Origin of the sequence: Rathayibacter sp. VKM Ac-2857 (genome assembly GCF_013205025.1) — a bacterium.
In the GTDB taxonomy this organism is placed as follows: Bacteria; Actinomycetota; Actinomycetes; order Actinomycetales; family Microbacteriaceae; genus Rathayibacter.
Genome location: NZ_JABMLE010000002.1, coordinates 409,066 through 432,910, shown reverse-complemented (window position 1 = coordinate 432,910; position 23,845 = coordinate 409,066). Strand labels below are relative to the sequence as shown.

The window sequence follows — 23,845 nt, the reverse complement described above, 5'->3', positions numbered from 1 at the left end:
TCCTCCGCGAGCGCCGCACGGACGAAAGAGCACAGCATGAGCAGCACCCCCCTCCACGTCGGAGTCGTCGGAGCCACCGGCCAGGTCGGCACCGTCATGCGCCGCCTCCTCGAGGAGCGCGACTTCCCGATCGCGTCGATCCGCTTCTTCGCGACCGCCCGCTCGGCCGGCACGACCCTGCCGTTCCGCGGCGAGGACGTCGTCGTCGAGGACACCGAGACCGCCGATCCCTCGGGCCTCGACATCGCGCTGTTCTCGGCCGGAGCGACGGGGTCGCGTGCGCAGGCACCCCGCTTCGCCGCCGCGGGCGCCCTGGTCATCGACAACTCCAGCGCTTGGCGGATGGACCCCGAGGTCCCGCTGGTCGTCAGCGAGGTCAACCCGCACGCGATCGAGCAGGCCGTGAAGGGCATCATCGCGAACCCGAACTGCACCACGATGGCCGCGATGCCGATCCTCAAGGTCCTGGACCAGGAGGCCGGGCTCACCCGCCTGATCGTCAGCACCTACCAGGCCGTCTCGGGCAGCGGGCTCGCGGGAGCGAACGAGCTGGCCGGCCAGGTCCGCGCGGCCGTCGCCGACGAGCACCTGCTCGACCTCGTGCACGACGGCTCCGCGGTCGCCTTCCCGGCGCCGGACAAGTACGTCGCGCCGATCGCGTTCGACGTCATCCCGTTCGCCGGCAGCCTCGTCGAGGACGGCCTGAACGAGACCGACGAGGAGAAGAAGCTCCGCAACGAGAGCCGCAAGATCCTCGAGCTGCCCGGCCTGCTGGTCTCGGGCACCTGCGTGCGCGTGCCGGTCTTCACCGGCCACTCGCTCTCGGTCAACGTCGAGTTCTCGGCCCCGCTCAGCCCCGAGCGCGCCCGCGAGCTGCTCGCCGACGCCCCCGGCGTCGCGCTGCGCGAGGTGCCGACGCCGCTCGAGGCCGCCGGCAGCGACCCCAGCTACGTCGGCCGCATCCGGGCCGACGAGGGCGCCCCCGAGGGTCGCGGCCTCGCGCTCTTCATCAGCAACGACAACCTCCGCAAGGGCGCGGCGCTCAACGCCGTGCAGATCGCCGAGCTGATCGCGGCGAAGCAGCCCGCCGCCTGACCCGGCGCGGATCTCGATACGCCCTCTGCGAGGGCTACTCGATCAACATGGATGGTGCCCTCTGCGAGGGCTACTCGATCAGCATGGATGGCGCCCTCTGCGAGGGCGGCCCCCTTCGCTGGTCGAGTAGCCGCGCAGCGGCGACCCCATGCTGGTCGAGTAGCCGCGCAGCGGCGTATCGAGACCCCCGTGTCCGAGCAGCGGCTGCCGCCGCCCGCGCCCGACGGGAAAAGCCGTCAATTTGATGGGCAGGCGGCCCCCCGGCCCGCCTGCCGCCCGGCGCCCGACGGTAAACTCGACTCTCGTGAACTCCTCGGAACCGGTCGACGTCGCCCTCATCGGTGGGGGCATCATGAGTGCCACCCTCGGTGCACTCCTCACCAAGCTCCAGCCCGACTGGACCATCGCCGCCTACGAGCGCCTCGGCGACGTGGCGCAGGAGTCGTCGAACCCCTGGAACAACGCGGGCACGGGCCACGCGGCCCTCTGCGAGCTGAACTACATGCCCGAGGCGGCCGACGGCTCCGTCGACCCCGCCAAGGCGATCCAGATCAACGAGCAGTTCCAGATCTCGCGCCAGTTCTGGTCGAGCCTGGTCGAGGCCGGCGACATCCGCGAGCCCTCCAGCTTCATCAATTCCGCCCCGCACATGACCTTCGTGCACGGCGAGGCCAACGTCGAGTACCTCCGCAAGCGCTACGAGGCGCTGAAGGACCAGCCGCTCTTCGCCGGCATGGAGTTCACCGAGAGCACCAAGACCATCCACGAGTGGGCTCCCCTGCTGATGGAGCAGCGCCCCGCCGGCGGCGGACCCTACGCCGCCACGCGCATCCCCGCGGGCACCGACGTCGACTTCGGCGCTCTCACCCACCAGCTCTTCGACCACGTGGTCGCGCACGGCGGCACCCTCGACACCGGCCACGAGGTCACCGGCATCACCCGGCAGAAGGACGGCACCTGGCGCCTGGACCTCAAGCAGAAGGTCGGCGGCACGCCCAAGAAGGTCATCGCCCGCTTCGTCTTCGTCGGCGCCGGCGGCGGTGCCCTGCACCTGCTGCAGAAGTCGGGCATCCCCGAGATCAAGGGCTTCGGCGGCTTCCCCATCTCGGGGCAGTTCCTCCGGACGGACAACCCGGCGATCGTCGCCCGCCACCAGGCGAAGGTCTACGGCAAGGCCGCCGTCGGCGCCCCGCCGATGTCGGTCCCGCACCTCGACACCCGCGTCGTCGACGGCCAGGCGTCGCTGCTGTTCGGCCCGTACGCGGGCTTCACGCCCAAGTTCCTCAAGCGCGGATCCTGGCTCGACCTGCCGCTCTCGATCCGTCCGCACAACATCGGCCCGATGCTCGCCGTCGCCCGCGACAACCTCGACCTGATGAAGTACCTGCTCGGCGAGGTGCTGGCCGGTCGCGACAAGAAGATGAAGGCGCTGCGCGAGTTCCTGCCGACCGCCCGCTCCGAGGACTGGTACCTCATCACCGCGGGTCAGCGCGTCCAGGTGATGAAGAAGGACGAGAAGAAGGGCGGCGTGCTGCAGTTCGGCACCGAGGTCATCACCGGCGCCGACGGCACGATCGCCGGTCTGCTCGGCGCCTCGCCCGGAGCTTCGACGGCCGTGCCGATCATGCTCGACATCGTCAAGCGCTGCTTCCCCGACCGGATGAAGGCCTGGGAGCCGCGGATCCGCTCGCTCGTGCCGAGCTACGGCTCCACGCTCAACGACGCCCCGGAGACGGCCGAGCGCACCGTCGCCGCGACCTCCGAGGTGCTCGCGCTCCGCGCCTCGGTCTGAGCGCCGAGGGTGGGCCGCCCCTGCTGATCGAGTAGCCCGCACAGCGGGTGTCTCGATCGCATGCTGATCGAGTAGCCCGCACAGCGGGCGTATCGAGATCCACCTGCGTCAGAAGAAGGTTCTGCAGACCCGCCCTGCTGAGGACGGTGGGTCTCGATACGCCCCTTCGGGGCTACTCGACCAGCATGCAGCACCGAATTGTTCGAACACATGTTCTAATGGACGCATGAGGTGGAGCGGGCAGGCGATCGGCGCGGCGGACGACGCCGCGCTCCCGGGCCTGGTGAAGCTCACCGAGCTCGTCCGGACCGTGCGCACCCCGGAGTTCGACGGCATCACGTTCTACGAGGTGCTCGCCAAGTCGGCGCTCAACCGGGTGCACTCCTCGTCGAAGATGCCGTTCGGCTGGACGATCAACCCGATGCGCGGCTGCACCCACGCCTGCACCTACTGCTTCGCGCGGCCCACGCACGAGTACCTCGAGTTCGACGGCGGCAGCGACTTCGACTCGCAGATCGTCGTCAAGGTGAACGTCGCCGAGGTCCTCGCCCGCGAGCTTGCGCGGCCGAGCTGGGAGCGGCATCCCGTCGCGCTCGGCACGAACACCGACCCCTACCAGCGGGCCGAGGGCCGCTACCGGCTGATGCCCGGCATCATCGCCGCGCTGGCCGCCTCCGGCACCCCGCTCTCGATCCTCACCAAGGGCTCGCTGCTCCGGCGCGACCTGCCGCTGCTGCGCGAGGCGGCCGAGCACGTGCCGGTCGACCTCGGCGTCTCGATCGCCGTGTTCGACGAGGATCTGCAGCGCTCGATCGAGCCGGGCGCTCCCACCGCGGCGGCCCGGCTGGCGACCGTGACCGCCGCGAGGGAGGCGGGCTTCGAGTGCTCGGTCTTCCTGATGCCGATCCTGCCGTTCCTCACGGACACCCGCGCCCACCTCGACGCCTCGCTGCGCGCCTGCCGCGAGGCGGGGGCGAGCACGATCATGTACTCCACCCTCTATCTCAAGCCCGGGGTGAAGGAGTGGTTCCTGCAGTGGCTCGCGCAGGAGCACCCCGAGCTGCTCGACCGCTACCGCTCCCTCTATCCCGGGCGCTCCGCCTACGCGCCGGTGGAGTACCGCCGCTGGCTGTCCGCGCGGATCCGGCCGCTGATGCGCGATCACCGGCTGGAGGAGGGGGAGGCCGACCCGGCGACCGGCTCGATGCGCTCCTCGGCGCTCGGCCCGACCGCGCGCGGGGACTCCGCGCTCGCCTCGCTCGGCACGCTCCGGACCCTCGGCGGCGAGAACGGCCGACCGCTGGGCGGCGACCCGCGCACCCGGCACGACGGCCTCCGGAACGGCGGCCTGATCCTCCGGGAGCTCGGCGAGGACGGCGCCTCGGTCCTGCCCGGGGTCGGCCAGCCGACGCTGTTCTGAGCCCGCCGCGGTCGCCCGCGCGCCCGCGGCTAGGATCGTCGCATGCTCCCTCGCCCCGGTGAGCCGGCGTCCGGCTCCTCCGCCCGGGCCGCCGAGGTCCGAACGGCGGAGACCCGTTCGGCCGAGACTCCGCCCGCCGAGGGAGGTGCCCGGCCGGTCCGGCTCGGCATCCTCGACGACCACGAGCTGCTGCTCGACAGCATGAGCAGCTGGATCGCCGCCAACGCGCCCGACTTCGAGCTCGTGGTGAGCGCCGGCACCTGGATGGAGCTGGTCACCAGCACCGTCTTCCCCACGCAGGTCGTCCTGATGGACTTCGAGCTGAGCGAGCCGATCTCGATCGAGGCGCGGATCCGCACCTGCCGCGCCGCGGGGGCGACCGTCATCGTCCTCGCCGAGCACGAGGACGACGAGATCCGCGAGCGCTCGCTGCGGGCCGGCGCCGCGCGGCACCTCACGAAGGCGCAGTCGATGCAGGACGTGATGGAGGCGGCCCGCTCGGCGATGGCGATGCGCTCGACCGCCGGATCCGCCTCGCACTGGCGTCCCCTCCCGATCGGCGTGGCCGCCCAGCAGCGGCCGCGGCTGAGCGCGGGGGAGCTGGAGGCGCTGCGCCTGTACGTCGCCGGAGCCAGCACCCCCGAGGTCGCCGCCAGGATGAACGTGCAGTTCGAGACGGCGAAGACCTATCTCCGCCGGGTCCGGCAGAAGTACGTGAAGGTCGGCCGGCCGGCGAGCCGGCGCGCCGATCTGATCCGCCGGGCCGCGGAGGACGGCTTCCTCGAATGACTCCGGTCAGCCCGACCTCTACGGCCGCCGCGCCCACCACCGCCGCGCCCATTACAGAAACGACGTCCACCGCCGCGCTGAGCGCGGCACGCGGGAGCAGCCCGCGACCGAGCAGAGACAGGACCTGATGGCGAAGCTCTACTTCCGCTACGGAGCGATGAACAGCGGCAAGAGCACCTCGCTCCTGCAGGCCGCGCACAACTACGAGGAGCGCGGGCACCGGGTGCTGCTCGCGAAGCCCGCCGTCGACACCAAGGGCGACGAGCTCATCGTGTCCCGGCTCGGCGTGACCCGTCCGGTGGACATCCTGTTCGAGCCGGACGGCGATCCCGTCGCCGTCTTCACGGCCGCGCGGGCCCGCGTCCTCGCCGAGACGGCCCGCGACGTCAGCGCCCTGCTCGTCGACGAGGCGCAGTTCCTGCCCGAGTCGCACGTCGACGATCTGCTCCGGATCGCGATCCTGGAGAACGTCCCCGTGCTCGCGTACGGCATCCGGACCGACTTCCGGACCGCCGCGTTCCCCGGCAGCAGGCGGCTCCTCGAGATCGCGCACAGCCTCGAGGAGCTGAAGACGATCTGCCGCTGCGGCCGGAAGGCGATCTTCAACGGCCGGGTCGTGGACGGCCGTTTCGTCTTCGACGGCGATCAGGTCGCGATCGACGGCGCGGAGGTCACCTACGAGTCGCTCTGCGGATCCTGCTATCTGCAGGAGAGCCGCGGGCGTCTGCGCGGCTAGCGGTGTCGAGCACTGCTCACCGAGCGTGACCCATCCGAAACAAGGATGTGGGTAGCCTTGCGGGCGTGACATCACCGGAAACGCACACAGGCCTTCCGACGCAGCACGCGAAGCCGGGGGGTTCGATGGCGCCGCAGGAGACCTCGCAGAAGCGCCGGCCGTCCTGGGAGCAGGACTACCGTCGTCGCCTCCTCGTCACGGACGTCCTCGCGATCCTCGTGTCGGTCTTCGGCACGCAGCTCGTGTGGTTCGATCTGAACCTCAACTCCGACGTGGGCTTCAACAACCCCGTCGACATCGCCGTGAACTACACCTGGGTCTCGGTCGTCCTCTCGATCGGCTGGCTCCTCGCCCTGCAGGTCTTCGACACCCGCGACCGCCGGATCGTCGGCACCGGCTACGTCGAGTACCGGCGGATCGTCGACGCCTCGATCTGGCTGTTCGGCATCGTCGCGATCATCGCCTACCTCCTGCAGATCCTGCTGGCGCGCGGCTACATCATCACCGCGTTCCCCGCCGGGATCCTGCTGATCTGCGTCGGCCGACTGGTCTGGCGCTCCTGGCTCACCCGCCAGCGCAGGGTCGGCCGCTTCTCGAGCCAGGTCGTCCTGCTCGGCTCCCGCGCGAGCGTGCTGCACACGGCGCGCGAGCTCCGCCGCGGCACCGAGGCCGGCTACAAGCTGGTCGGCGCGGTCTCCACCTCCGTCGGCGGCGCCGAGGCGCTCGGCACCGAGGCGGAGCTGGCGGGCCTCTCGCTGCACGGCTTCTCGGGGATCGACGGCGTGCGGGCGGTGATGGACGCGACCGGTGCCGACACCGTGGTCGTCACGAGCTCCGACGAGCTCGCGCCCCAGCGGATCCGCGAGCTCAGCTGGACTCTCGAGCCCGGCCGCGAGCACCTGGTCGTGGCGCCGAGCCTCACCGACATCGGCGGTCCGCGCATCCACACCCGTCCGGTCGCCGGACTCCCGCTGATCCACGTCGAGACCCCGCGCTTCGACGGCCGCCAGCGCTTCGCGAAGCGGCTCTTCGACATCGCCGCGTCGACGATGCTGATCATCCTCAGTGCGCCCGTGCTGATCGTCGTCGCCGTGCTGGTGAAGACGACGAGCCCCGGTCCCGTCCTGTTCCGGCAGGAGCGCATCGGGCTGAACGGCTCGACGTTCGAGATGCTGAAGTTCCGCTCGATGGTGGTCGACGCCGAGGCGCGCCTGGCCGAGCTGGCCGCGCAGCAGCGCGACGAGGGCAACAGCATCCTCTTCAAGATGGCGAAGGACCCCCGGGTCACCAAGGTCGGCACCGTCCTGCGCCGCTTCAGCCTCGACGAGCTGCCGCAGTTCCTCAACGTCTTCCGCGGTGACATGTCGCTGATCGGACCCCGCCCGCCGCTGGCGCGCGAGGTCGAGCAGTACGAGGAGCACGTGCACCGCCGCTTCCTGATGAAGCCCGGCATCACCGGCCTCTGGCAGGTCAGCGGCCGCTCGAACCTCTCCTGGGAGGACACGGTCCGGCTCGACCTCTACTACGTCGAGAACTGGTCGATGACCGGCGACATCGTCATCCTCTTCAAGACCGCGCGCGCGGTCCTGGCGAGGGACGGGGCGTATTGACCGGCACTGACCAGACGGGCGCCGTGCCGCTCGGCGAGGATCGGCACGGATCGCGGAGCATGTCGCTCGCCGTTCTCGAGGTGCCGTTCCGTGTCGACTTCGGTCCGGGGGTGTCCGAGGAGGACGTCGAGCGGATCAGGGGCAGCTGGCAGTCCTGCGCCGCTCCGGAGGCCACCGCCGCCCGGATCGTCGCCGCGGACGTCGCCGGCCCGGCCGTGTCCGCCCGCGATGGCATCAGCGTCCGCGCGCACTCCGTCGCCCAGCTCGAGGAGTCGCTCACCTCGACCCTCACGCTCGAGGCGATCGGTGAGCGCCGCGCCGACCTCCTGATGCTGCACGCCTGCGGGATCGCCGCCGACGACGGCCGCGTGCTCGCGTTCGTGGCCGCCTCCGGCACCGGCAAGACGACCGCCTCGCGGGTGCTGGGTGCGCGCTTCGGCTACGTCACCGACGAGACGGTCGCCGTCACTCCCGAGGGCGGCGTGCTGCCCTACCCGAAGCCGCTGTCGGTGAAGCCCTTGACCGGGAGCGCGCCGAAGGCCCAGCTCTCGCCGGTCGCCCTCGGGCTGCGCCCCGTTCCGACGGCGCCGCTCGCGCTGGCGGGGGTCGTGCTGCTCGACCGCCGCGACGGCGTCGACGAGCCCCGCCTCGAGCAGGTCGATCCGACCGACGCGATCGACGACCTGGTGCCGCAGACCTCCTATCTCGGTGCGCGGCCGAGGGCGCTCTCCGCCCTGGTCCGCACGCTCGCCGCCGTCGGTGGCGTGAAACGACTGGTCTACTCCGAGGCGGAGAGCGTGCTCGACCTCGTCGAGGGTCTCCTCGCCGCCCCGGTCGAGCCGGCTCCGCCGGTCTGGGACGAGGTCCTCGCCCTGCCGATCGACGCGGACGACACGGCCTCCGACGGCTCCGTCCGCCGCGCCCGCGTCGACGACGCGCTCCTGCTGCCCGGCGGCGAGGTCCTCGTCTTCCGGGAGAACACGGTGATCCGGCTCGCCGGGATCGGCCCGACGATCTGGCGCGCCGCCGGCGACGGCGTCGACCTGCCCGCCCTCGTCGCCGCGGTCCTGGCCGAGCTCGGCGGCCCGCCCGAGGGGATCGATGCGCCGGCCGCCGTGTCCGCTGCGGTCGACGAGCTGCGCGCCCTCGGCGTGATCACGAGGGCTGTTCCGCCGTCGCCCACCCCGGAAGGGGTGCACGTCTGAGCGGCGCCGAAACGGGGCCGATACACCGGCGTGCAACAATTCTGAAGCCCGTCTCCTGGCGCTCGCCGCTCGGTCCGAACCAGTGAAGGAACTTGACACTGTGGAACTTAGAGACGTCCTGCGACTTCTCCGCACGCACTGGATCGCCCTCGTCGCGGCCGTGCTCCTGGGCACCCTCGTGGCCTACGGCTGGTCGCTGACCCAGAAGCCCCGCTATGCGGCCGAGGCGCAGGGACTGGTCTCCGCGGCCGTCGCCGACGCCGGGGGAGACCCGAGTCAGGCGATCTACCTCCGCCAGATCGCCGACTCGGTCGCGAAGTCGAGCACCCTCACCTACGTCCCGATCGCGAAGTCGCGGAACGTCGCCGAGATCGTCATCGCGAACCTCGGCCTCGACGTGACCGCGGAGTCCCTCATCACCGCGGTCGAGGTCACCCCGGATCCGGAGTCGCCGATCCTCGACGTCCGCGCGACGGCGTCGACCCCCGAGGGGGCGCGCACGCTCGCCGACGCCTGGATCGACGCGATCGCCACCCGCATCCAGCAGGTCAACCAGGAGACCGGGGCCGGCGACACCGTCAGCCTCGCCGGCGTCCAGTCGGCCGCCCTGCCGTCCGCACCCGAGTTCCCGAACGTGCGCCTGGTGCTCGGCATCGGCGCGCTGGCCGGCCTCGTGCTCGGCCTCGTCTACGCCTTCGTCCGCAACACCCTCGATCGCCGGATCCGCACCGCCGAGGTGGTCGAGCGCCTGTTCGACCTCCCCGTGGTCGGCACGCTCCCGATCGACAAGCGGCTGAACGAGACCAACCGCATCGTGCCGGAGGCGGACACGACCGACTACGTGAAGTCCGACGGCAAGCACGCGCTCGCCGAGGCGCTGCGCGAGCTGCGCACCAACCTGCAGTTCATGAACGTCGACAGCCCGCCGCGGATCATCGTCGTCACCAGCCCGCTGCCCTCCGACGGCAAGTCGACCGTGACCGCGAACCTCGCCGTCACGCTCGCCGCCTCGGGCCAGCGCACCGTCGTCGTCGACGGCGACCTCCGCAAGCCCACCGTGGCGAAGTCCTTCGGCCTCGTGCCCGGCGTCGGCCTCACCGACCTGCTGATCGGCAAGGCCGAGCTGCAGGACGTGCTCCAGCCCTGGGGCCCCTCGGGCAACCTCTGGATCCTCGGCGCGGGCTCGATCCCGCCGAACCCGAGCGAGCTGCTCGGCTCGAACGGGATGGACATCCTCCTGCACGAGATCGCCCGCGAGGCGATCGTGATCGTGGACGCCCCGCCGCTGCTGCCCGTCACCGACGGTGCGATCCTCACCGCCCGCACCGACGGCGCCCTCGTCGTCATCTCGGCCGGCCGGACCACGACCGACGAGCTGGGCAAGGCGATCCAGAACCTCGAGCGGGTCAGCGGCCACACCCTCGGCGTGATCCTCAACCGCGTGCCTCCGCGCGGGCAGGTCGGCCGCGGCTACGGCTACTACTACACGAGCTACTACGGCTCGCAGAAGTCGGGCGCCCGCCCGGACGCGGCGGCGCAGCCCGCGCCGGCTCCCACGCCGACCCCGACCGCGGTCTGAGCGGCCGAGGATGACGTTCCCGGGCGACGACGGTCTGCGGCGAGCCCGCCGCGGCTGGCGACCCGGCGAGGTGGCGGCGCCGTCGACGGCCCCCGTCTTCACCGTCCTCGCGGTCTGCACCGGCAACATCTGCCGCTCGCCGATGGCGGAGCAGCTCCTGCGGGCCGAGCTCGGCGGACTGACCGGCTCGGGTGGGGCGCCGCTCCTCGCCTTCCGCAGCGCGGGCGTGCAGACCCGCGACGGCTACCCGATGGAGCCGACCTCCGCCCGCCTCTCGGCCGAGCTCGGCGGCGACACCACCGGCCACCTCAGCGCGAAGCTCACCGAGGCCGTGGCGGGGGAGGCGGACCTGATGCTCGCCATGACCCGCGAGCACCTCGTCGACGCCTCACGGCGCCACCCGCCGCTCCTGCTGCGCGGCTTCACCCTGCGCGAGTTCGCCCGCGTGCTGCCGTTCGTCCTCGCCGAGGTGCCGATCCCCGAGGTCGAGGACCCCGCCGCACGGCTGCGCGCCGTCGTGCGCCTCGCCGCCGCGAACCGGGGCCGAGCGCCCCGCGGCGACGGCGACGACATCGACGATCCGATCGGCCGCAGCGAGAGCACGCACGTCCGCGTCGCTCAGGAGATCGCCGCGGCCGTCCACGACATCTCCCGGGATCTGACAGCATTGGCGCGGAGCTGACCTCGCGCACCGTGCGGGCTCCGCCCGCTCCACCTGTTCCTCCCTCACGCAGTCGCCGACGCGACATCGACCCGCCTACGATTCGGAGAAATCCCGTGAAGCTTTCTGTCATTGGTTGCGGCTACCTCGGAGCCGTCCACGCCGCCGCGATGGCCGAGCTCGGCCACGACGTCATCGGCATCGACGTCGACCCGGGGAAGATCGAGGCGCTCTCGGCCGGCACCGCTCCGTTCTTCGAGCCGGGTCTGCCCGAGCTCCTCTCCAAGGGCGTGGCCTCGGGCCGCCTCCGCTTCTCGACCGAGACGGCCGACGCCGCCGACGCCTCGGTGCACTTCATCGCGGTCGGCACGCCGCAGAAGAAGGGCGAGAACGCCGCCGACATGACCTACGTCGACGCCGCGATCGACGGGATCCTGCCGCTGCTGACGGCGGACTCGCTCGTCGTCGGCAAGTCGACCGTCCCGGTCGGCACCGCCGCCCGCCTCGCCGAGCGGATCGCCGCCAGCGGCGCGACGCTCGCCTGGAACCCCGAGTTCCTGCGCGAGGGCTTCGCGGTCGAGGACACGATCAGCCCCGACCGCCTCGTCTACGGCGTGCCCGCCGGTGCGGCCGGCCAGGCCGCCAAGGCCACCCTCGACGAGGTCTACGCGACGGCGCTGGCCGCCGAGACCCCGCTCGTGGTCACCGACTACGCGACCGCCGAGCTGGTCAAGGTCTCGGCCAACGCCTTCCTCGCCACCAAGATCTCCTTCATCAACGCGATCGCCGAGATCGCGGAGGTCACCGGCGCCGACGTCACGCAGCTCGCCGACGCCATCGGCTACGACGTCCGCATCGGCCGCCGCTTCCTCAACGCCGGCATCGGCTTCGGCGGCGGCTGCCTGCCCAAGGACATCCGCGCCTTCTCCGCCCGCGCCGACGAGCTCGGCGTGGGGGAGTCGGTCGCGTTCCTCAAGGAGGTCGACGCGATCAACCTGCGTCGCCGCCGGCGCGTCGTCGACCTCGTCACCGAGGGCCTCGGCGGCTCGGTCGAGGGCAAGAAGATCGCGGTCCTCGGCCTCGCCTTCAAGCCGGAGTCGGACGACGTCCGCGACTCGCCGTCGCTCGACGTCGCGACCCGCTTCCACGACCTCGGCGCCGACGTCGTCGCGACCGACCCGGAGGCGATCGAGAACGCGCGCCGCCGCTACCCCGACATCACCTACACGACCGACATCGACGAGGCCCTGCGCGGCGCCGACGCCGTCGTGGTCGTCACCGAGTGGAAGCAGTTCCGCGCGATCGACCCCGCCGTCGCCGGAGAGAAGGTGACCCGGAAGTTCGTGGTCGACGGCCGCAACTGCCTCGACCAGGACGCCTGGCGCGCCGCCGGCTGGGAGTACCGCGGCCTCGGCCGCTGACCCTCCGTCACCGACCGCCCGATCGGGCGGGACCACGGGATCGACCACGACGCCGGAGGCGCTGGGGAGCGGGACGTGCGCGCGAGCGCTGTCCGGCTCCACCGCCCTCCGGCGTCGTCGTGTCAGGACCGTACGGCGCAGGACCGCGCCCAGCACCGCGCCGACCGCGGCGCCGATCGTGTTCGCCACGACGTCGTGCGGATCGGCGTGACGGTGCGAGAGCAGCAGGAGCTGCACCGTCTCGACGGCGGCGCTGGTCAGCGCGCCGAGCAGGACGGCGAGCCAGGCGCGGCGTGCGGGCAGGAGCAGTGCCGCGAGCATCCCGAGAGGGACGAACAGCAGCACGTTCGCCGCCGCCTCGAGCAGGTGGTAGTCCAGCAGCTCCAGCCCCGCACGGCGCGGCCTGTCGAGGACCTGCCGGAGCTCGCTTGTGCGCCCTCCGTCCACGGGCGTCGGCCAGAAGACGACGACCGCGAGGACCAGGGCGTAGGCGACCGCCGCGACGGCGGTGAGCCGGGTCAGCGATCGGGGCACGGTGCTCGTCTCGACGAGGGTCGCCGCAGCGACGGGAGGGAACGCGTCGACGGCGAGCGCGGGAGTGCCCCAGTCTTCCCGGCCCGATCGCGAGGCGGCGGCGATGGCGCTGGACAGAGGGAACACTGACGCCGCTCGTCCGGTCCCGATCGCGGGCGCTCCGGGAACGACGAAGCCCGGCCCGGATCATCGATCCTGGCCGGGCTTCTCACCGGTCGGGGTAGCGGGATTCGAACCCACGACCTCCTCGTCCCGAACGAGGCGCGCTACCAAGCTGCGCCACACCCCGGTGGACTGTTCGCGGTGAACCGCTCACGAGCCTCGTCAATAGTAGCCGATTTCGGAGGCCGTGTCGGACACCCGACGCGACGCCGGGCGAGGGACCGCTCAGGCCACCGGCTCGAGGGTCACCAGGCTGACCTCGGGACGGCAGGCGAAGCGCACCGGCGCGTAGATCGAGGTGCCGACGCCGGCCGAGACGTTGAGGTGAGCGCTGCGCAGGCCGTTGTCCCAGCTGGAGAAGCCGGAGACCTTGTCCCGCGGGATGTCGCAGTTGGTCACCAGCGCACCGAAGCCGGGCACGCAGACCTGCCCGCCGTGGGTGTGGCCCGCGAGAATCACCTCCGCGCCGCGGGCGACGAAGTCGTCCAGGACGCGCTGGTAGGGGGCGTGCGCGACGCCGATGCTGACGCCGGCCGGCTCGTCCTGCGCGGCCCGCAGCTCGTCCACAGCGCCCGCCACGAGGTCGATCCGGTCCAGGCCGATGTGCGGGTCGTCCACGCCGAACAGCTCGACCCGGGTGCCGCGGACGTCGAGGCTGGTCGCCGTGTTGTTGAGGTCCTGCCAGCCGAGCTCGTCGGTGAAGAAGCCGGTCAGCGCCCGGGTGTCGAGGTCGCTCGCGTTGCGCGCCGGGTTCTTCGACGGGCCGCGGAAGTAGCGCAGCGGGTTCTTCACCCGCGGGCCGAAGTAGTCGTTCGAGCCGTTGACGAAGACGCCGGGGACGCCGGCGAAGGGCTCGAGCGCCCGGCGGATGCCGAGGACGCCGTCGCGGTGGCCCAGGTTGTCACCGGTGTCGACGATCAGGTCGGGCGCGAGGGCGGTGAGGGAGCGGAGCCAGTCCTGCTTCTTCGTCTGCCAGGGCGCCATGTGCAGGTCGGAGACGTGCAGGATGCGCAGCGGGGCCGAGCCGGCGGGCAGGACGGGGACCGGCACGTGGCGGACGGTGAACATCGTCCGCTCGATCGCGATGCCCCAGACGGCGGCGGCGCTCCCGACGGCGGCGACGGCCGCGAGGGCCGTGGTGAGGGGGCGAGCGCTGCGTCCGGTCATGGATCCTTCTCTCGTCGGGGCGGGGCGCGGGAGCGACCGCGTACATTCTGCCCGACGCCGCCTCCACCACCGCCCGGGTTCAGCCGCCGGGCGGCGGGGTGGACGGGCCGGCGCTGATCTGCAGCGAGATCGGCGCCCCGCGGGACAGGCGGGAGCCGGCCGGCGGGTTCGTCTGCGCGACCGAGCCGGCGGGGCGGTCGGACGGCACGCGGGTCGGATCGACCGTCACGACGAAGCCGAGCTCGCGCAGGCGGGCGGTCGCGGCGGCGGGGTTCTGGCCGGTCACCTCGGGCACCGCCTGCTGCGGGGCCTCGACGAGCGACTGCTGGGGCGAGGGGAAAGTGGATCCGCCGTACTTCTGGTCGGCGACGCGCATGATCCGCGGCCAGATCTGGTGGCGCACCTGCCCGGCGTTGACGCCGCTCAGCTTGAAGCCGCGCATGGAGGTCTGGCCGCTGACGTTGCCGACCCAGGTGGCCGTCGCGACCTCGGTGCTGGCGCCGACCATCCAGGTGTGCACGGCGTTGTCGGTGGTGCCGGTCTTGCCGATGTGCGGGACGCCGGTGCCGGTCGCGGAGGCGCGGCCGGTGCCGCCCGTCATCACCTGCTGCAGGGCGAAGTCCGCCGTCGCGGCGACCTGCTCGGACATGCCCTGCGTGCAGGTGCTCGCGGGCGGGGCGATCTCGGCGCCGCCGCGGTCGACGATCCGGTCGATCGCGATCGGCGTGCAGACGGTGCCCTTGTTGGCGAAGCCGGCGAAGGCCGTCGCCATCGTCAGTGGGGCGATCTCGTTGGTGCCGAGGATGGTCGGTGCGAACTTCTGCAGCTCGGTGCCGTCGGCGCGGTGCACGCCCATCGCGAGCGCCGTGTTGCGGATGCCGCAGAGGTCGAGCTGCTGCGCCATCGCGGCGAAGCCGGTGTTGATCGAGCCCTTGGTCGCGTCGAGGGCGGAGTAGACGCCGCCGTTCCCGCCCTCGTCGTTCTTCGGGTCCCAGCTCTCGCCGTAGTAGACGCCGTCGGGCTCGCAGCTGTCGCGGAAGGTCGTGTACGCGCGGCGGGTGCCGTCGACGGTCTCGTTCAGCGCCCGGCCCTCCTGCAGCCACTCGGCGAGGGTGAAGACCTTGTAGGTCGAGCCGACCTGGAAGCCGCTGGAGCCGCCGTAGCCGAAGTCGGTGCTGTAGTTGACGCTGGTGTAGTTGGCGCCGCTGACATCGGGGTCGTTCGAGTAGTCCTTGTTCTGCGTCATCGCGAGGATGCGGCCGGTGCCGACCTCGACCGAGACGCTCGCGCTGCCGATGTTCACCCGGGCCATCGACTTCGGCACCCAGGTGTCGGTCGCGGCGACCGCCGCCTCCTGCAGGTCGGAGTCGAGGGTCGTGTGGATCTGGTAGCCGCCGCGCTTGAAGGTCGCGTCGCGCTCGTCCTGGCTCGCGCCGAAGGCGTCGTCGTTCTTGATCACCCAGGTCACGTAGTCGCAGAAGTAGGCGGCGATGCCGGCGGTCTGGCAGCCGGTGCTCGGCTCGGTGATCGCGGGGGCGACCGGTGTCGAGGCGGCCTCGGCGATCTGCTCCGGGGTGACCTTCGACTCGATCCCCATCCGGGTGAGGATGTAGTTGCGGCGGTTCAGCGTCTCGGGGTAGCCCTCGACCGCGAGGTTGGCCGGGTCGTCGGGGCGGTCGAAGCGGAACTTCTCCGGGTTGTTGACGATCGCGATCAGGGCGGCGGACTGCGCGAGGGTGAGGTCGCGCGCGCTCGTGTCGAAGTAGTAGCGCGCCGCCGCCTCGATCCCGTAGACCGTGCCGCCGAAGAGCGCGATGTTGAGGTAGCCGAGCAGGATGTCGTTCTTCGGGTACTCCTTCTCGAGCCCGATCGAGAGTCGCATCTCGGCGACCTTGCGCTCGGCGGTGGTCTCGGTGGCCTCGCGGTAGGCGGCGTCGCGCTCGATCGGATCGGAGAGCGCCTCCGCCTTCTGCACGAGCACGTTCTTGACGTACTGCTGGGTGATCGAGGAGCCGCCCTGCACGTTGCCGCCCGAGGCGACCGTGGCGGCGGCGCGGATCGTGCCGAGCAGGTCGATGCCGCCGTGCTCGTAGAAGCGCGGGTCCTCCGAGGCGACGACCGCGTCCTTCACGAAGGGCGAGATGTCGTCCCAGCCGACCTCGACGCGGTTCTGCGCGTAGAACGAGGCGAGGAGCACGTCCCGGCCGTCGGCGCCCTTCGCGTAGACGTCGCTCTTCTCGGCGAGGGTGCCGATCTCGAGGTACTCGGGGAGGTTGTCGAACATCGTCACCGTGTTGTTCGCCGCCATGCCCCCGAGCGCGATCGCCGGAGTCACCGACGCCGCGACGAGGACTCCGGCGACGGCGCTCATGGCGACGATCCCGATCAGTCCTCCGACCGCGGCGCCGATGGACGTGACGACCCTGTTCCCGACTGCCCCCGACATAGAATCAGCGTAACCGCCGCTCCTGACACAGGACGCGGCGCTCGACCCGCCGGCACCGACTCCTCCGGGTGCGGTGCGCCCGGCATCCGCATCCCTGCCTCACGAGGAGAGCCATGTCCGTCCCCCGCTGGGAATACATCACGACGCCGCTGATGATCCACAACACCACCGCGATCCTGAACACCTGGGGCTCCGAGGGCTGGGAGCTCGTGCAGATCGTCACCGGTCCCGAGGGCGGGCTCGTGGCCTACCTCAAGCGCCCGGTCGCGGAGGCCGGCGCGTGATCGCCGAGCGCCTGGCCGAGCTGGGCATCGAGCTGCCCGCGGTGGCGGTGCCCGCAGGCGCCTACGTGCCGGCCGTGGTCGACGGGCACCTGGTCTTCACGGCCGGGCAGATCCCCTTCGTCGACGGCGCGCTGCCGGCGACCGGCAAGGTCGGCGCGGGCGTCGAGCCCGAGGTCGCCAAGGACCTGGCCCGCGTCTGCGCGCTGAACGCGCTCGCCGCGATCGCCGACGTCATCGGCTCGCTCGACCGGGTGACGCGGATCGTCAAGGTGACCGGCTTCGTCGCCTCCGCGCCGGGCTTCAACGGCCAGCCCGGGGTCATCAACGGGGCGTCCGAGGTTCTCGGCGACATCTTCGGCGAGGCGGGCCGGCACGCGCGCTCGGCCGTCGGCGTGGCGGAGCTGCCGCTCGACGCACCGGTCGAGGTCGAGCTGATCGTCGCCTTCGCCTGATCCCCGGCCCGGCGTGCCGAAGGGCGCCGCTCTCCTTCTCGGAGGCGGCGCCCTTCGGCGTTCCGGGCGGCTCGGCCCGCTGCAGGTCTGCCCGTCGCCGGCTCAGTCCTCGGCGGCGACCGCGGACGAGATGACGGCCATCACCTGGGTGTCGGCGAGCGTGGTCGTGTCGCCGACCGCGCGGCCCTCGGCCACGTCGCGCAGCAGTCGGCGCATGATCTTGCCGGAGCGGGTCTTCGGCAGCTCCTGCACGATGAAGACGCGCTTGGGCCGGGCGATCGCGCCGATGTGCTCCGCGACGTGCGCCTTGAGCGTGGCCTCGAGCTCGTCGTGGCCGCTCGCGAGCGCCTCCGCCTGGCTCGCCTTGGCGATGACGAAGGCGACGACGGCCTGGCCGGTGGTCTCGTCCGCCGCACCCACCACGGCCGCCTCCGCGACCACCGGGTGCGAGACGAGAGCCGACTCGATCTCGGCCGTCGACAGGCGGTGGCCGGAGATGTTCATCACGTCGTCGACGCGGCCGAGCAGCCAGAGGTCGCCGTCCTCGTCGAGCCGCGCGCCGTCGCCGGCGAAGTAGCGGTCGCCGAACTTCGACCAGTAGGTCTCGACGTAGCGCTCCGGGTCGCCCCAGATGCCGCGGAGCATCGACGGCCAGGGCTCGGTGATCACGAGCAGTCCGCCGGAGCCCGCGCCGACCGGGGCGCCGGAGTCGTCCACGACGTCGATCGAGATCCCGGGGACGGGGACCTGCGCCGAGCCCGGCTTCAGGGTCGTGACGCCGGGCAGGGGCGAGACCATGATCGCGCCGGTCTCGGTCTGCCACCAGGTGTCGACGATCGGGGTGCGGCCGCCGCCGATGACGTCGCGGTACCAGATCCAGGCCTCGGGGTTGATCGGCTCGCCGACCGAGCCGAGCAGGCGCAGGCTCGAGAGGTCGAAGCGCTGCGGGATCTGCCGGCCGAGCTTCATGAAGGTGCGGATGGCCGTGGGGGCGGCGTAGAGGATCGTCACGCCGTGCTTCTCGATGATCTCCCACCAGCGCCCGGCGTGCGGGGTGTCGGGGGTGCCCTCGTACATCACCTGCGTGGCGCCGTTCGCGAGCGGTCCGTAGACCACGTAGCTGTGCCCGGTGATCCAGCCGACGTCGGCGGTGCACCAGAAGACGTCGGTCTCGGGCTTGAGGTCGAAGACCGTGCGGTGGGTGTACGCGACCTGGGTGAGGTAGCCGCCGCTGGTGTGCAGGATGCCCTTCGGCTTCCCGGTCGTGCCGCTGGTGTAGAGGATGAACAGCGGCTGCTCGGCGGGGAACGGGCGCGCGACGTGGTCGGCGTCCACCGCGACGATCTCCTCGTGCCACCACAGATCGCGTCCCGCACTCCACTCGACGGTGTTGCCGCCGCGGCGGACCACGAGGACGTGCTCGACGCTCGACGCGCCGCCGTCCAGCGCCAGCGCCGCGTCGACGGCGGGCTTGAGCGGGAAGACCGAGCCCTTGCGCCAGCCGCCGTCGGCGGTGACCACGAGCTTCGCCTCCGCGTCGTCGATCCGCGCGCGCAGGCTCTCGGCGCTGAAGCCGCCGAAGACGACCGAGTGCACGGCGCCGAGCCGGGCGACCGCGAGCATCGCGATGACGGCCTCGGGGATCATCGGGAGGTAGATCGCGACGCGGTCGCCGGCCTGGACGCCGAGGCTCGTGAAGAGGTTGGCCACGCGCTTCACCTCGGCGGTGAGCTCGGCGTAGGTCAGGTCGCGGCTGTCGCCGGGCTCGCCCTCCCAGTGGATCGCGACGCGGTCGCCGTGGCCGGCCAGGACGTGCCGGTCGAGGCAGTTGTAGGCGACGTTGAGCTCGCCGTCGTCGAACCACTTCGCGAAGGGCGGCTCGCTCCAGTCGAGGGTGCGCGTGAAGGGCCGGTGCCAGTGCAGCAGCTCGCGGCTGCGGTCGGCCCAGAAGGCGAGGCGGTCGGCGGCGGCCTGCTCGGTCAGCTCGGCGGTCGCGGCGGCGTCGGCGGCGAACTCCGCGGGCGGCGGGAAGCGGCGCGTCTCCTGCTGGAGGCTGTCGATGGCGCTCGAGCCGGCGGCCCCGGACGCGTCGAGGGGTGTGGACATCTGCGATTCGCTCCTTCGCGAGTGCGACGTGCGCCGTCCGGCGTGGTCGGTTCCGGACCACCGTAGCGTCCGGCTCCGGGGCGGGGAGGGGGCGACGCGAAGCTGACCGTTCGGCGGGGTTTCGTGAAGAGTCGGCTCAGAACGCGGATCGGACTTGGCGAAACGGCCTCCGTGCCCTAACGTTGCATACGGCCGAATGAACTTCGGCTCAGCGGCGCAAGTGATTCCCCCCAATCCCGCGCCGCCGAGGCGGCACCTGTTCCCCCCAATGGGTGCCGCCCCCTTCTCTTCCCTCCGCTGATCGAGCGTTCCGCTCCCCGGAGGATCCGCAGGGCCAGGATGCGGCCGGTCGGCTGCACCGTCGGCTCGCGAGAACGCGCTGGACACGCGGGAACAGCCGGTTCCGGCGAGCCGGGGTGGGAATCGCGTGCCCGGGCTCCGACTGCTGAACCTTCGGCTCGCGGAAACGCCTCCGGCACGCTGGATCCGCCGATTTCCGCGTGCCGGGGCTCGAATGGCGTGCCCGAGTTTCGACCTGCGGACCTTCGGCTCGCGGTAGCGCCTTCGGCACGCCGGATCGGCCGGTTCCAGCGAGCCGTGGCGCCGTTCACGAGCCGGAGTTCGGAGCGGCGCATCGTCGGCTCGTGAGAACGCCTGCGGGCCGGCGCTCGGCGCTCCTCCCCAGGGGCGTCCTCGGCTCCGCCGTCCACCGATGCGGTCGTCCGCGCGCCGCAGGAGGGCCCGCGCTCCTAGCGTTCCCGAATGACCACCGGTTTCGTCCCGCTCGTTCCCGCCGCCTATCGCCCGGACGCACCTCGCCCGCCGGGTGAGGACGACGGCGGCGCGCCGGAGCCTGCGCCGGTCCGCCCGGCGGCGGCAGCGCTCGGCCTGCTCGCGCCGTTCGCGGCCGACCCGGCGGTGACCGACCTGTTCGTCAACGGGGACTCCGGTCTCTGGCTCGACCGCGGCGGCGGTGCCGTGCGGGAGCCGTCCTGGACGCTCGACGCCGCGGGTGCCCGGCGGCTGGCGGTGTCGCTGGTCGCCGCGGGTGGGCGGCACGTCGACGAGGCGAGCCCCTGCGTGGACGTGCGGCTGAAGCACGGGGTCCGCGTGCACGTGGTGCTGCCGCCCGTCGCCACGGCGGGGACGCTGATCTCGGTGCGCGTTCCGCGAGCCGACGCGTGGAGTCTCGACGAGCTGCACACGGCGGGGATGCTCGACGACGCGGGCCGCAGCCTGCTGCGCCGGGCGGTCGAGGCGCGGTGGAACCTCCTGGTCACGGGCGCCGGCGGCTCGGGCAAGACCACGCTCCTCGGCGCGCTCCTGGGCTGCGCGCCGCCGCACGAACGCCTGGTCGTGATCGAGGACGTCGGCGAGCTGCGGCCCGTGCACCCGCACGTCGTCTCGCTCGAGGCGCGCCAGGCGAACCTCGAGGGCGCCGGCGGCGTCGGTCTCGACCGTCTCGTCCGCGAGGCCCTGCGGATGCGGCCGGACCGGCTCGTCCTCGGCGAGTGCCGCGGCGTCGAGCTGCGCGATCTGCTCTCGGCGCTGAACACCGGGCACGACGGCGGAGCGGGGACGCTGCACGCGAACTCGCTCGCCGACGTCCCCGCGCGCCTGGAGGCGCTCGGGTCGCTCGCCGGGATGGGGCCGGAGGCGGTCGCGCGCCAGACGGTCAGCGCGATCGACCTGGTGCTGCACCTCGAGCGGCGGGGCGGTCGGCGCCGGCTCGGTGCCTCGGGCTGCTTCCGGCTCGACCACGCCGGGCGGCTGCGGATCGAGGAGGGCGCCCTGCCGCGGCGGTCCTCGCCGTGAGACGCGACGGCGGGATCGACGAGGTGGCGGCCGTGGTGCACCGGCTGGCCGTGCTGCTCGCGGCGGGAGTCGCGCCGGCGTCGGCGCTCGGGCATCTGGCGGCGTCGGACGGCACGGAGGCCGCGGGGGCGGCGCGCCGTCGTCGGCTGCTGCGCGCGGTGGCGGTCGAGGCCGCGCGCGGCGGCGACGTGACGGCGGCGCTCCTGGCCGGCGTGCCCGCCTCCCGCCGAGGGAGGGCGGCACCGGAGGGCGCGCCCGGCTCCCGACGGGCGAAGGGGATCGCCCGGCGCCGTGCGGACCGCGGCGAGGAGACCGCGTGGGCGGCCCTCGCCGCCTGCTGGCGGGTCGCCTCCGACTCCGGAGCGCCGATCGCCGCGGCCCTCGGCGACCTCGCGGAGTCGATGCGCGAGCTGGGCCGGGCCCGGCGGGACATCGAGGTGGCCCTGGCGGGGCCGCTCGCGACGAGCCGGGTGGTCGGGGTGCTGCCGCTGGTGGCGCTCGGCTTCGGGACGCTGCTCGGCTTCGATGTGCTCGGCGTGCTGCTCGGGACGGTGCCGGGTCTCGTCTGCCTCGGCGGCGGGCTCGGGCTGATGGTCGCCGCCGCGGCGTGGACGCGGCGTCTCGTCCGGGGAGCGGGACCGGGCGATCCGGCGCCGGGGCTGGCGCTCGATTTGCTCGCGGTGGCGCTCGCCGGCGGAGGGTCGATCGGCGGCGGGCGGGAGCGGGTGCTGGCGGCGCTCGCCGAGTGCGGGCTCGCGTCGGGGCCGCCCGCGCTGGCGGTCGCGGAGCCGGTGCTGGCGCTGTCGAGCGCGGCGGGGGTGCCGGCCGGGCGGCTGCTGCGGAGCGAGGCGGCGCTGGCCCGGGTGCGGGCGGCGTCCGAGGCGCGGGAGCGGGCGGCGAAGCTCGGGGTGACGCTGCTGCTGCCGCTCGGTGTGTGCGTGCTGCCGGCGTTCCTGCTGCTGGGAGTGGCGCCGATGATGATCTCGGTGCTGCTGTCGACGTTCGCGGGGCGGGGATGACCGGGTGCGCGGGCGCTCTCCACAGGTCGCTCCTTCCTCTTCTCTCCACCGTTCGGGCGGCGGCTGCTTCGGGTGGCTCCGGACTCGGCGATCCTCGAGTGGGGGCAGCGAAGGCGAACGGAGCGAGCGATGGACGGCAGTCGGAGGAACGGGGCGGGGACGATCGGGGCGGACGCGATCGGAGCGGCGAGCAGGGGAGCCCGGCGGGAGCGCTTCGCGCAGCCCGCGTGGGAGGCGGGCGCGCTGCAGCGCTGGGGCGACGAGGAGGGCTCGGCCACGGCCGAGTACGCGATCGCCACGATGGCGGCGGTCGGGTTCGCGGGTCTGCTGGTGGTGATCCTCAAGGGCGACGAGGTGCGGGGGATCCTCACCGACCTGGTGACGCGGGCGCTCACCTCGGGGGGATGAGCGGTGCGGTGCCCGTTCGGCGGTACCCGGGCGGTGGTCGGAGCGGGGGAGGGCCGGGCGGTGGCGGTCGCGGCGAGGAGGGCTCCGCGACGGCCGAGCTGGCGGTGGTGCTGCCGGCGGTGGTGGTCGTGCTGGCGCTCTGCCTCGGGTCGGTGGCGGCGTCGGCGCAGTACGTCCGGCTCGTCGACGCGGCGGCCGATGGCGCGCGGTCGCTGGCGCGGGGGGACGATCCGGCGCGGCAGGTCGCGCGAGCCGACGTGGAGGCGAGCGTGGCGACCTCGGCGGACGGCGGGCTCGTCTGCGTGGACGTCTCCGCTCAGCTCCGGCCGCTGCCGGCGGTGGCGCTGCCGGTCTCGATCCGGTCCTGCGCCCTGGGGGGAGGGCAGTGAGTCCACCGAGGCGCCGGTCGATCGGCGGGGGTCCGCGGAGCGGGGACGAGGACGACCGCGCGGGGGAGGACGGCTCGGCGGCGGTCGTCGCAGTCGGGGTCGTCGCGGGGACGGTCCTGGTCACCGCGGCCGTGCTCGCCGGCTGCGGGGGCGTCGTCGGGCATCAGCGAGCGGTGGCGGCGGCGGATGCGGCGGCGCTCGCCGCAGCGGACGTGGGCTCCGGCCTGTTGCAGGGCGAGCCGTGCGGGGAGGCCGAGCGGGTCGCCGGAGCGATGGGCGCGACCCTCGCGGGGTGCGCGCTGGAAGAGGGGATCGCGACCGTCGAGGTCGTCGTGGCGGTCGGACCGCTCGCTCTGCCCGCCCGGTCGCGCGCCGGGCCGCCGCCGTGACCGCGGCGGCGAGCCGACGCGGAGCCGGAGGGGAGGAGCTGCCGGTGCTCAGTCGGAGCTGACCCGCAGGTAGCGGTAGGCCGCCGCGGTGGGGAGGGAGCCGGCGCCCTCGTCGTGCTCGAGCGCGCCGGCGAGGAGATAGAGGTAGCGGGTGCCCTCGCGGGCGGCCGGGATCTCGAGGCGGCCCGCGGGGGCCGTCGCCTCGCCGTAGGAGCGGCGGAGGGTCTTGCCCTCGAGCGGCCCGTCGAGGAATTTCGCGGTGTAGGCGGAGGTGGTCGGAGCGGAGGTGGTGTGCGTCGTTGCCATGCCTGTCATCATGCGCCGATCGCCGCGATCCGTCACGGGGTGCGGCCCCCTCGATCCGGC

At 72.8% G+C, this 23,845-nt stretch carries 21 protein-coding genes, 1 tRNA gene and 1 pseudogene; 17 read left to right on the top strand and 6 right to left on the bottom strand.

What is annotated here, in order from left to right; all coding sequences use genetic code 11:
* The first annotated feature begins 36 nt into the window (after window positions 1–36).
* The 10 genes from HQQ86_RS09435 (at window position 37) to HQQ86_RS09390 (ending at window position 12,308) form a co-directional block, all read left to right on the top strand.
* On the top strand, window positions 37–1,095 hold the full coding sequence (locus HQQ86_RS09435; RefSeq protein ID WP_173287869.1) for an aspartate-semialdehyde dehydrogenase: 1,059 nt from the start codon (window positions 37–39) through the stop codon (window positions 1,093–1,095).
* 244 nt (window positions 1,096–1,339) lie between these two features.
* Window positions 1,340–2,887 carry a malate:quinone oxidoreductase gene (locus HQQ86_RS09430; protein WP_173287868.1) on the top strand — a complete coding sequence of 516 codons (1,548 nt, stop codon included), beginning with the start codon at window positions 1,340–1,342 and terminating at the stop codon, window positions 2,885–2,887.
* A 226-nt stretch (window positions 2,888–3,113) separates the two neighbouring features.
* A complete protein-coding gene (locus HQQ86_RS09425) occupies window positions 3,114–4,307 on the top strand; it encodes an Rv2578c family radical SAM protein (RefSeq protein WP_173287867.1) in 1,194 nt (397 codons plus the stop codon).
* A 42-nt stretch (window positions 4,308–4,349) separates the two neighbouring features.
* The gene (locus HQQ86_RS09420) at window positions 4,350–5,096 is read left to right on the top strand and encodes a response regulator transcription factor (RefSeq protein WP_173287866.1); all 747 of its coding nucleotides are present in this window, start codon (window positions 4,350–4,352) and stop codon (window positions 5,094–5,096) included.
* Between the two features lie 127 nt (window positions 5,097–5,223).
* Window positions 5,224–5,832: a thymidine kinase gene (locus HQQ86_RS09415; protein ID WP_173287865.1), complete on the top strand. Its 609-nt coding sequence runs from the start codon at window positions 5,224–5,226 to the stop codon at window positions 5,830–5,832.
* 125 nt (window positions 5,833–5,957) lie between these two features.
* On the top strand, window positions 5,958–7,442 hold the full coding sequence (locus HQQ86_RS09410; RefSeq protein ID WP_173287864.1) for a sugar transferase: 1,485 nt from the start codon (window positions 5,958–5,960) through the stop codon (window positions 7,440–7,442).
* Window positions 7,443–7,501: 59 nt separating this feature from the next.
* Complete coding sequence (locus HQQ86_RS09405; RefSeq protein WP_173287863.1) at window positions 7,502–8,647, top strand: hypothetical protein; 1,146 nt, start codon at window positions 7,502–7,504, stop codon at window positions 8,645–8,647.
* A gap of 100 nt (window positions 8,648–8,747) precedes the next feature.
* Entirely contained in the window at window positions 8,748–10,226 is a 1,479-nt protein-coding gene (locus tag HQQ86_RS09400; RefSeq protein WP_173287862.1) for a polysaccharide biosynthesis tyrosine autokinase, read from the top strand.
* A gap of 10 nt (window positions 10,227–10,236) precedes the next feature.
* Window positions 10,237–10,908 carry a low molecular weight phosphatase family protein gene (locus HQQ86_RS09395; RefSeq protein WP_173287861.1) on the top strand — a complete coding sequence of 224 codons (672 nt, stop codon included), beginning with the start codon at window positions 10,237–10,239 and terminating at the stop codon, window positions 10,906–10,908.
* 95 nt (window positions 10,909–11,003) lie between these two features.
* Complete coding sequence (locus tag HQQ86_RS09390; protein WP_173287860.1) at window positions 11,004–12,308, top strand: UDP-glucose/GDP-mannose dehydrogenase family protein; 1,305 nt, start codon at window positions 11,004–11,006, stop codon at window positions 12,306–12,308.
* A 153-nt stretch (window positions 12,309–12,461) separates the two neighbouring features.
* Here the strand turns inward: HQQ86_RS09390 and HQQ86_RS22015 are convergent.
* The 4 genes and pseudogenes from HQQ86_RS22015 to HQQ86_RS09370 form a co-directional block, all read right to left on the bottom strand.
* A pseudogene (locus HQQ86_RS22015) lies at window positions 12,462–12,842 on the bottom strand (VanZ family protein); the annotation flags it as partial.
* A gap of 215 nt (window positions 12,843–13,057) precedes the next feature.
* Window positions 13,058–13,131: transfer RNA gene (locus HQQ86_RS09380), tRNA-Pro, on the bottom strand.
* A gap of 98 nt (window positions 13,132–13,229) precedes the next feature.
* Window positions 13,230–14,171: a metallophosphoesterase gene (locus tag HQQ86_RS09375; RefSeq protein ID WP_173287859.1), complete on the bottom strand. Its 942-nt coding sequence runs from the start codon at window positions 14,169–14,171 to the stop codon at window positions 13,230–13,232.
* A 79-nt stretch (window positions 14,172–14,250) separates the two neighbouring features.
* A complete protein-coding gene (locus HQQ86_RS09370; RefSeq protein ID WP_173287858.1) occupies window positions 14,251–16,617 on the bottom strand; it encodes a transglycosylase domain-containing protein in 2,367 nt (788 codons plus the stop codon).
* A gap of 113 nt (window positions 16,618–16,730) precedes the next feature.
* Between HQQ86_RS09370 and HQQ86_RS09365 the strand changes: the two genes are divergently transcribed.
* Both HQQ86_RS09365 and HQQ86_RS09360 read left to right on the top strand, forming a co-directional pair.
* Complete coding sequence (locus tag HQQ86_RS09365) at window positions 16,731–16,901, top strand: hypothetical protein (protein WP_164861113.1); 171 nt, start codon at window positions 16,731–16,733, stop codon at window positions 16,899–16,901.
* Window positions 16,898–17,353, top strand: a complete 456-nt coding sequence (locus tag HQQ86_RS09360) for a RidA family protein (protein WP_367948606.1) — start codon at window positions 16,898–16,900, stop codon at window positions 17,351–17,353. The genes HQQ86_RS09365 and HQQ86_RS09360 overlap by 4 nt, the downstream gene beginning before the upstream one ends.
* Window positions 17,354–17,455: 102 nt before the next feature.
* Here HQQ86_RS09360 and acs read toward each other — a convergent pair whose 3' ends face one another.
* Window positions 17,456–19,459: an acetate--CoA ligase gene (gene acs, locus HQQ86_RS09355; protein ID WP_173287857.1), complete on the bottom strand. Its 2,004-nt coding sequence runs from the start codon at window positions 19,457–19,459 to the stop codon at window positions 17,456–17,458.
* A 762-nt stretch (window positions 19,460–20,221) separates the two neighbouring features.
* On the opposite strand from acs, the gene HQQ86_RS09350 reads away from it, so the two are divergent.
* The 5 genes from HQQ86_RS09350 (at window position 20,222) to HQQ86_RS09330 (ending at window position 23,479) form a co-directional block, all read left to right on the top strand.
* A complete protein-coding gene (locus HQQ86_RS09350; protein ID WP_173287856.1) occupies window positions 20,222–21,274 on the top strand; it encodes a TadA family conjugal transfer-associated ATPase in 1,053 nt (350 codons plus the stop codon).
* The gene (locus tag HQQ86_RS09345; RefSeq protein WP_173287855.1) at window positions 21,271–22,293 is read left to right on the top strand and encodes a type II secretion system F family protein; all 1,023 of its coding nucleotides are present in this window, start codon (window positions 21,271–21,273) and stop codon (window positions 22,291–22,293) included. The genes HQQ86_RS09350 and HQQ86_RS09345 overlap by 4 nt, the downstream gene beginning before the upstream one ends.
* A gap of 129 nt (window positions 22,294–22,422) precedes the next feature.
* Window positions 22,423–22,701, top strand: a complete 279-nt coding sequence (locus HQQ86_RS09340) for a DUF4244 domain-containing protein (RefSeq protein ID WP_173287854.1) — start codon at window positions 22,423–22,425, stop codon at window positions 22,699–22,701.
* A gap of 8 nt (window positions 22,702–22,709) precedes the next feature.
* On the top strand, window positions 22,710–23,090 hold the full coding sequence (locus HQQ86_RS09335; RefSeq protein WP_173287853.1) for a TadE family type IV pilus minor pilin: 381 nt from the start codon (window positions 22,710–22,712) through the stop codon (window positions 23,088–23,090).
* On the top strand, window positions 23,087–23,479 hold the full coding sequence (locus HQQ86_RS09330; RefSeq protein ID WP_367948605.1) for an Rv3654c family TadE-like protein: 393 nt from the start codon (window positions 23,087–23,089) through the stop codon (window positions 23,477–23,479). The genes HQQ86_RS09335 and HQQ86_RS09330 overlap by 4 nt, the downstream gene beginning before the upstream one ends.
* Before the next feature lie 48 nt (window positions 23,480–23,527).
* On the opposite strand, the gene HQQ86_RS09325 is transcribed toward HQQ86_RS09330, so the two are convergent.
* Entirely contained in the window at window positions 23,528–23,785 is a 258-nt protein-coding gene (locus HQQ86_RS09325) for a hypothetical protein (RefSeq protein ID WP_173287852.1), read from the bottom strand.
* Window positions 23,786–23,845: the final 60 nt, after the last annotated feature.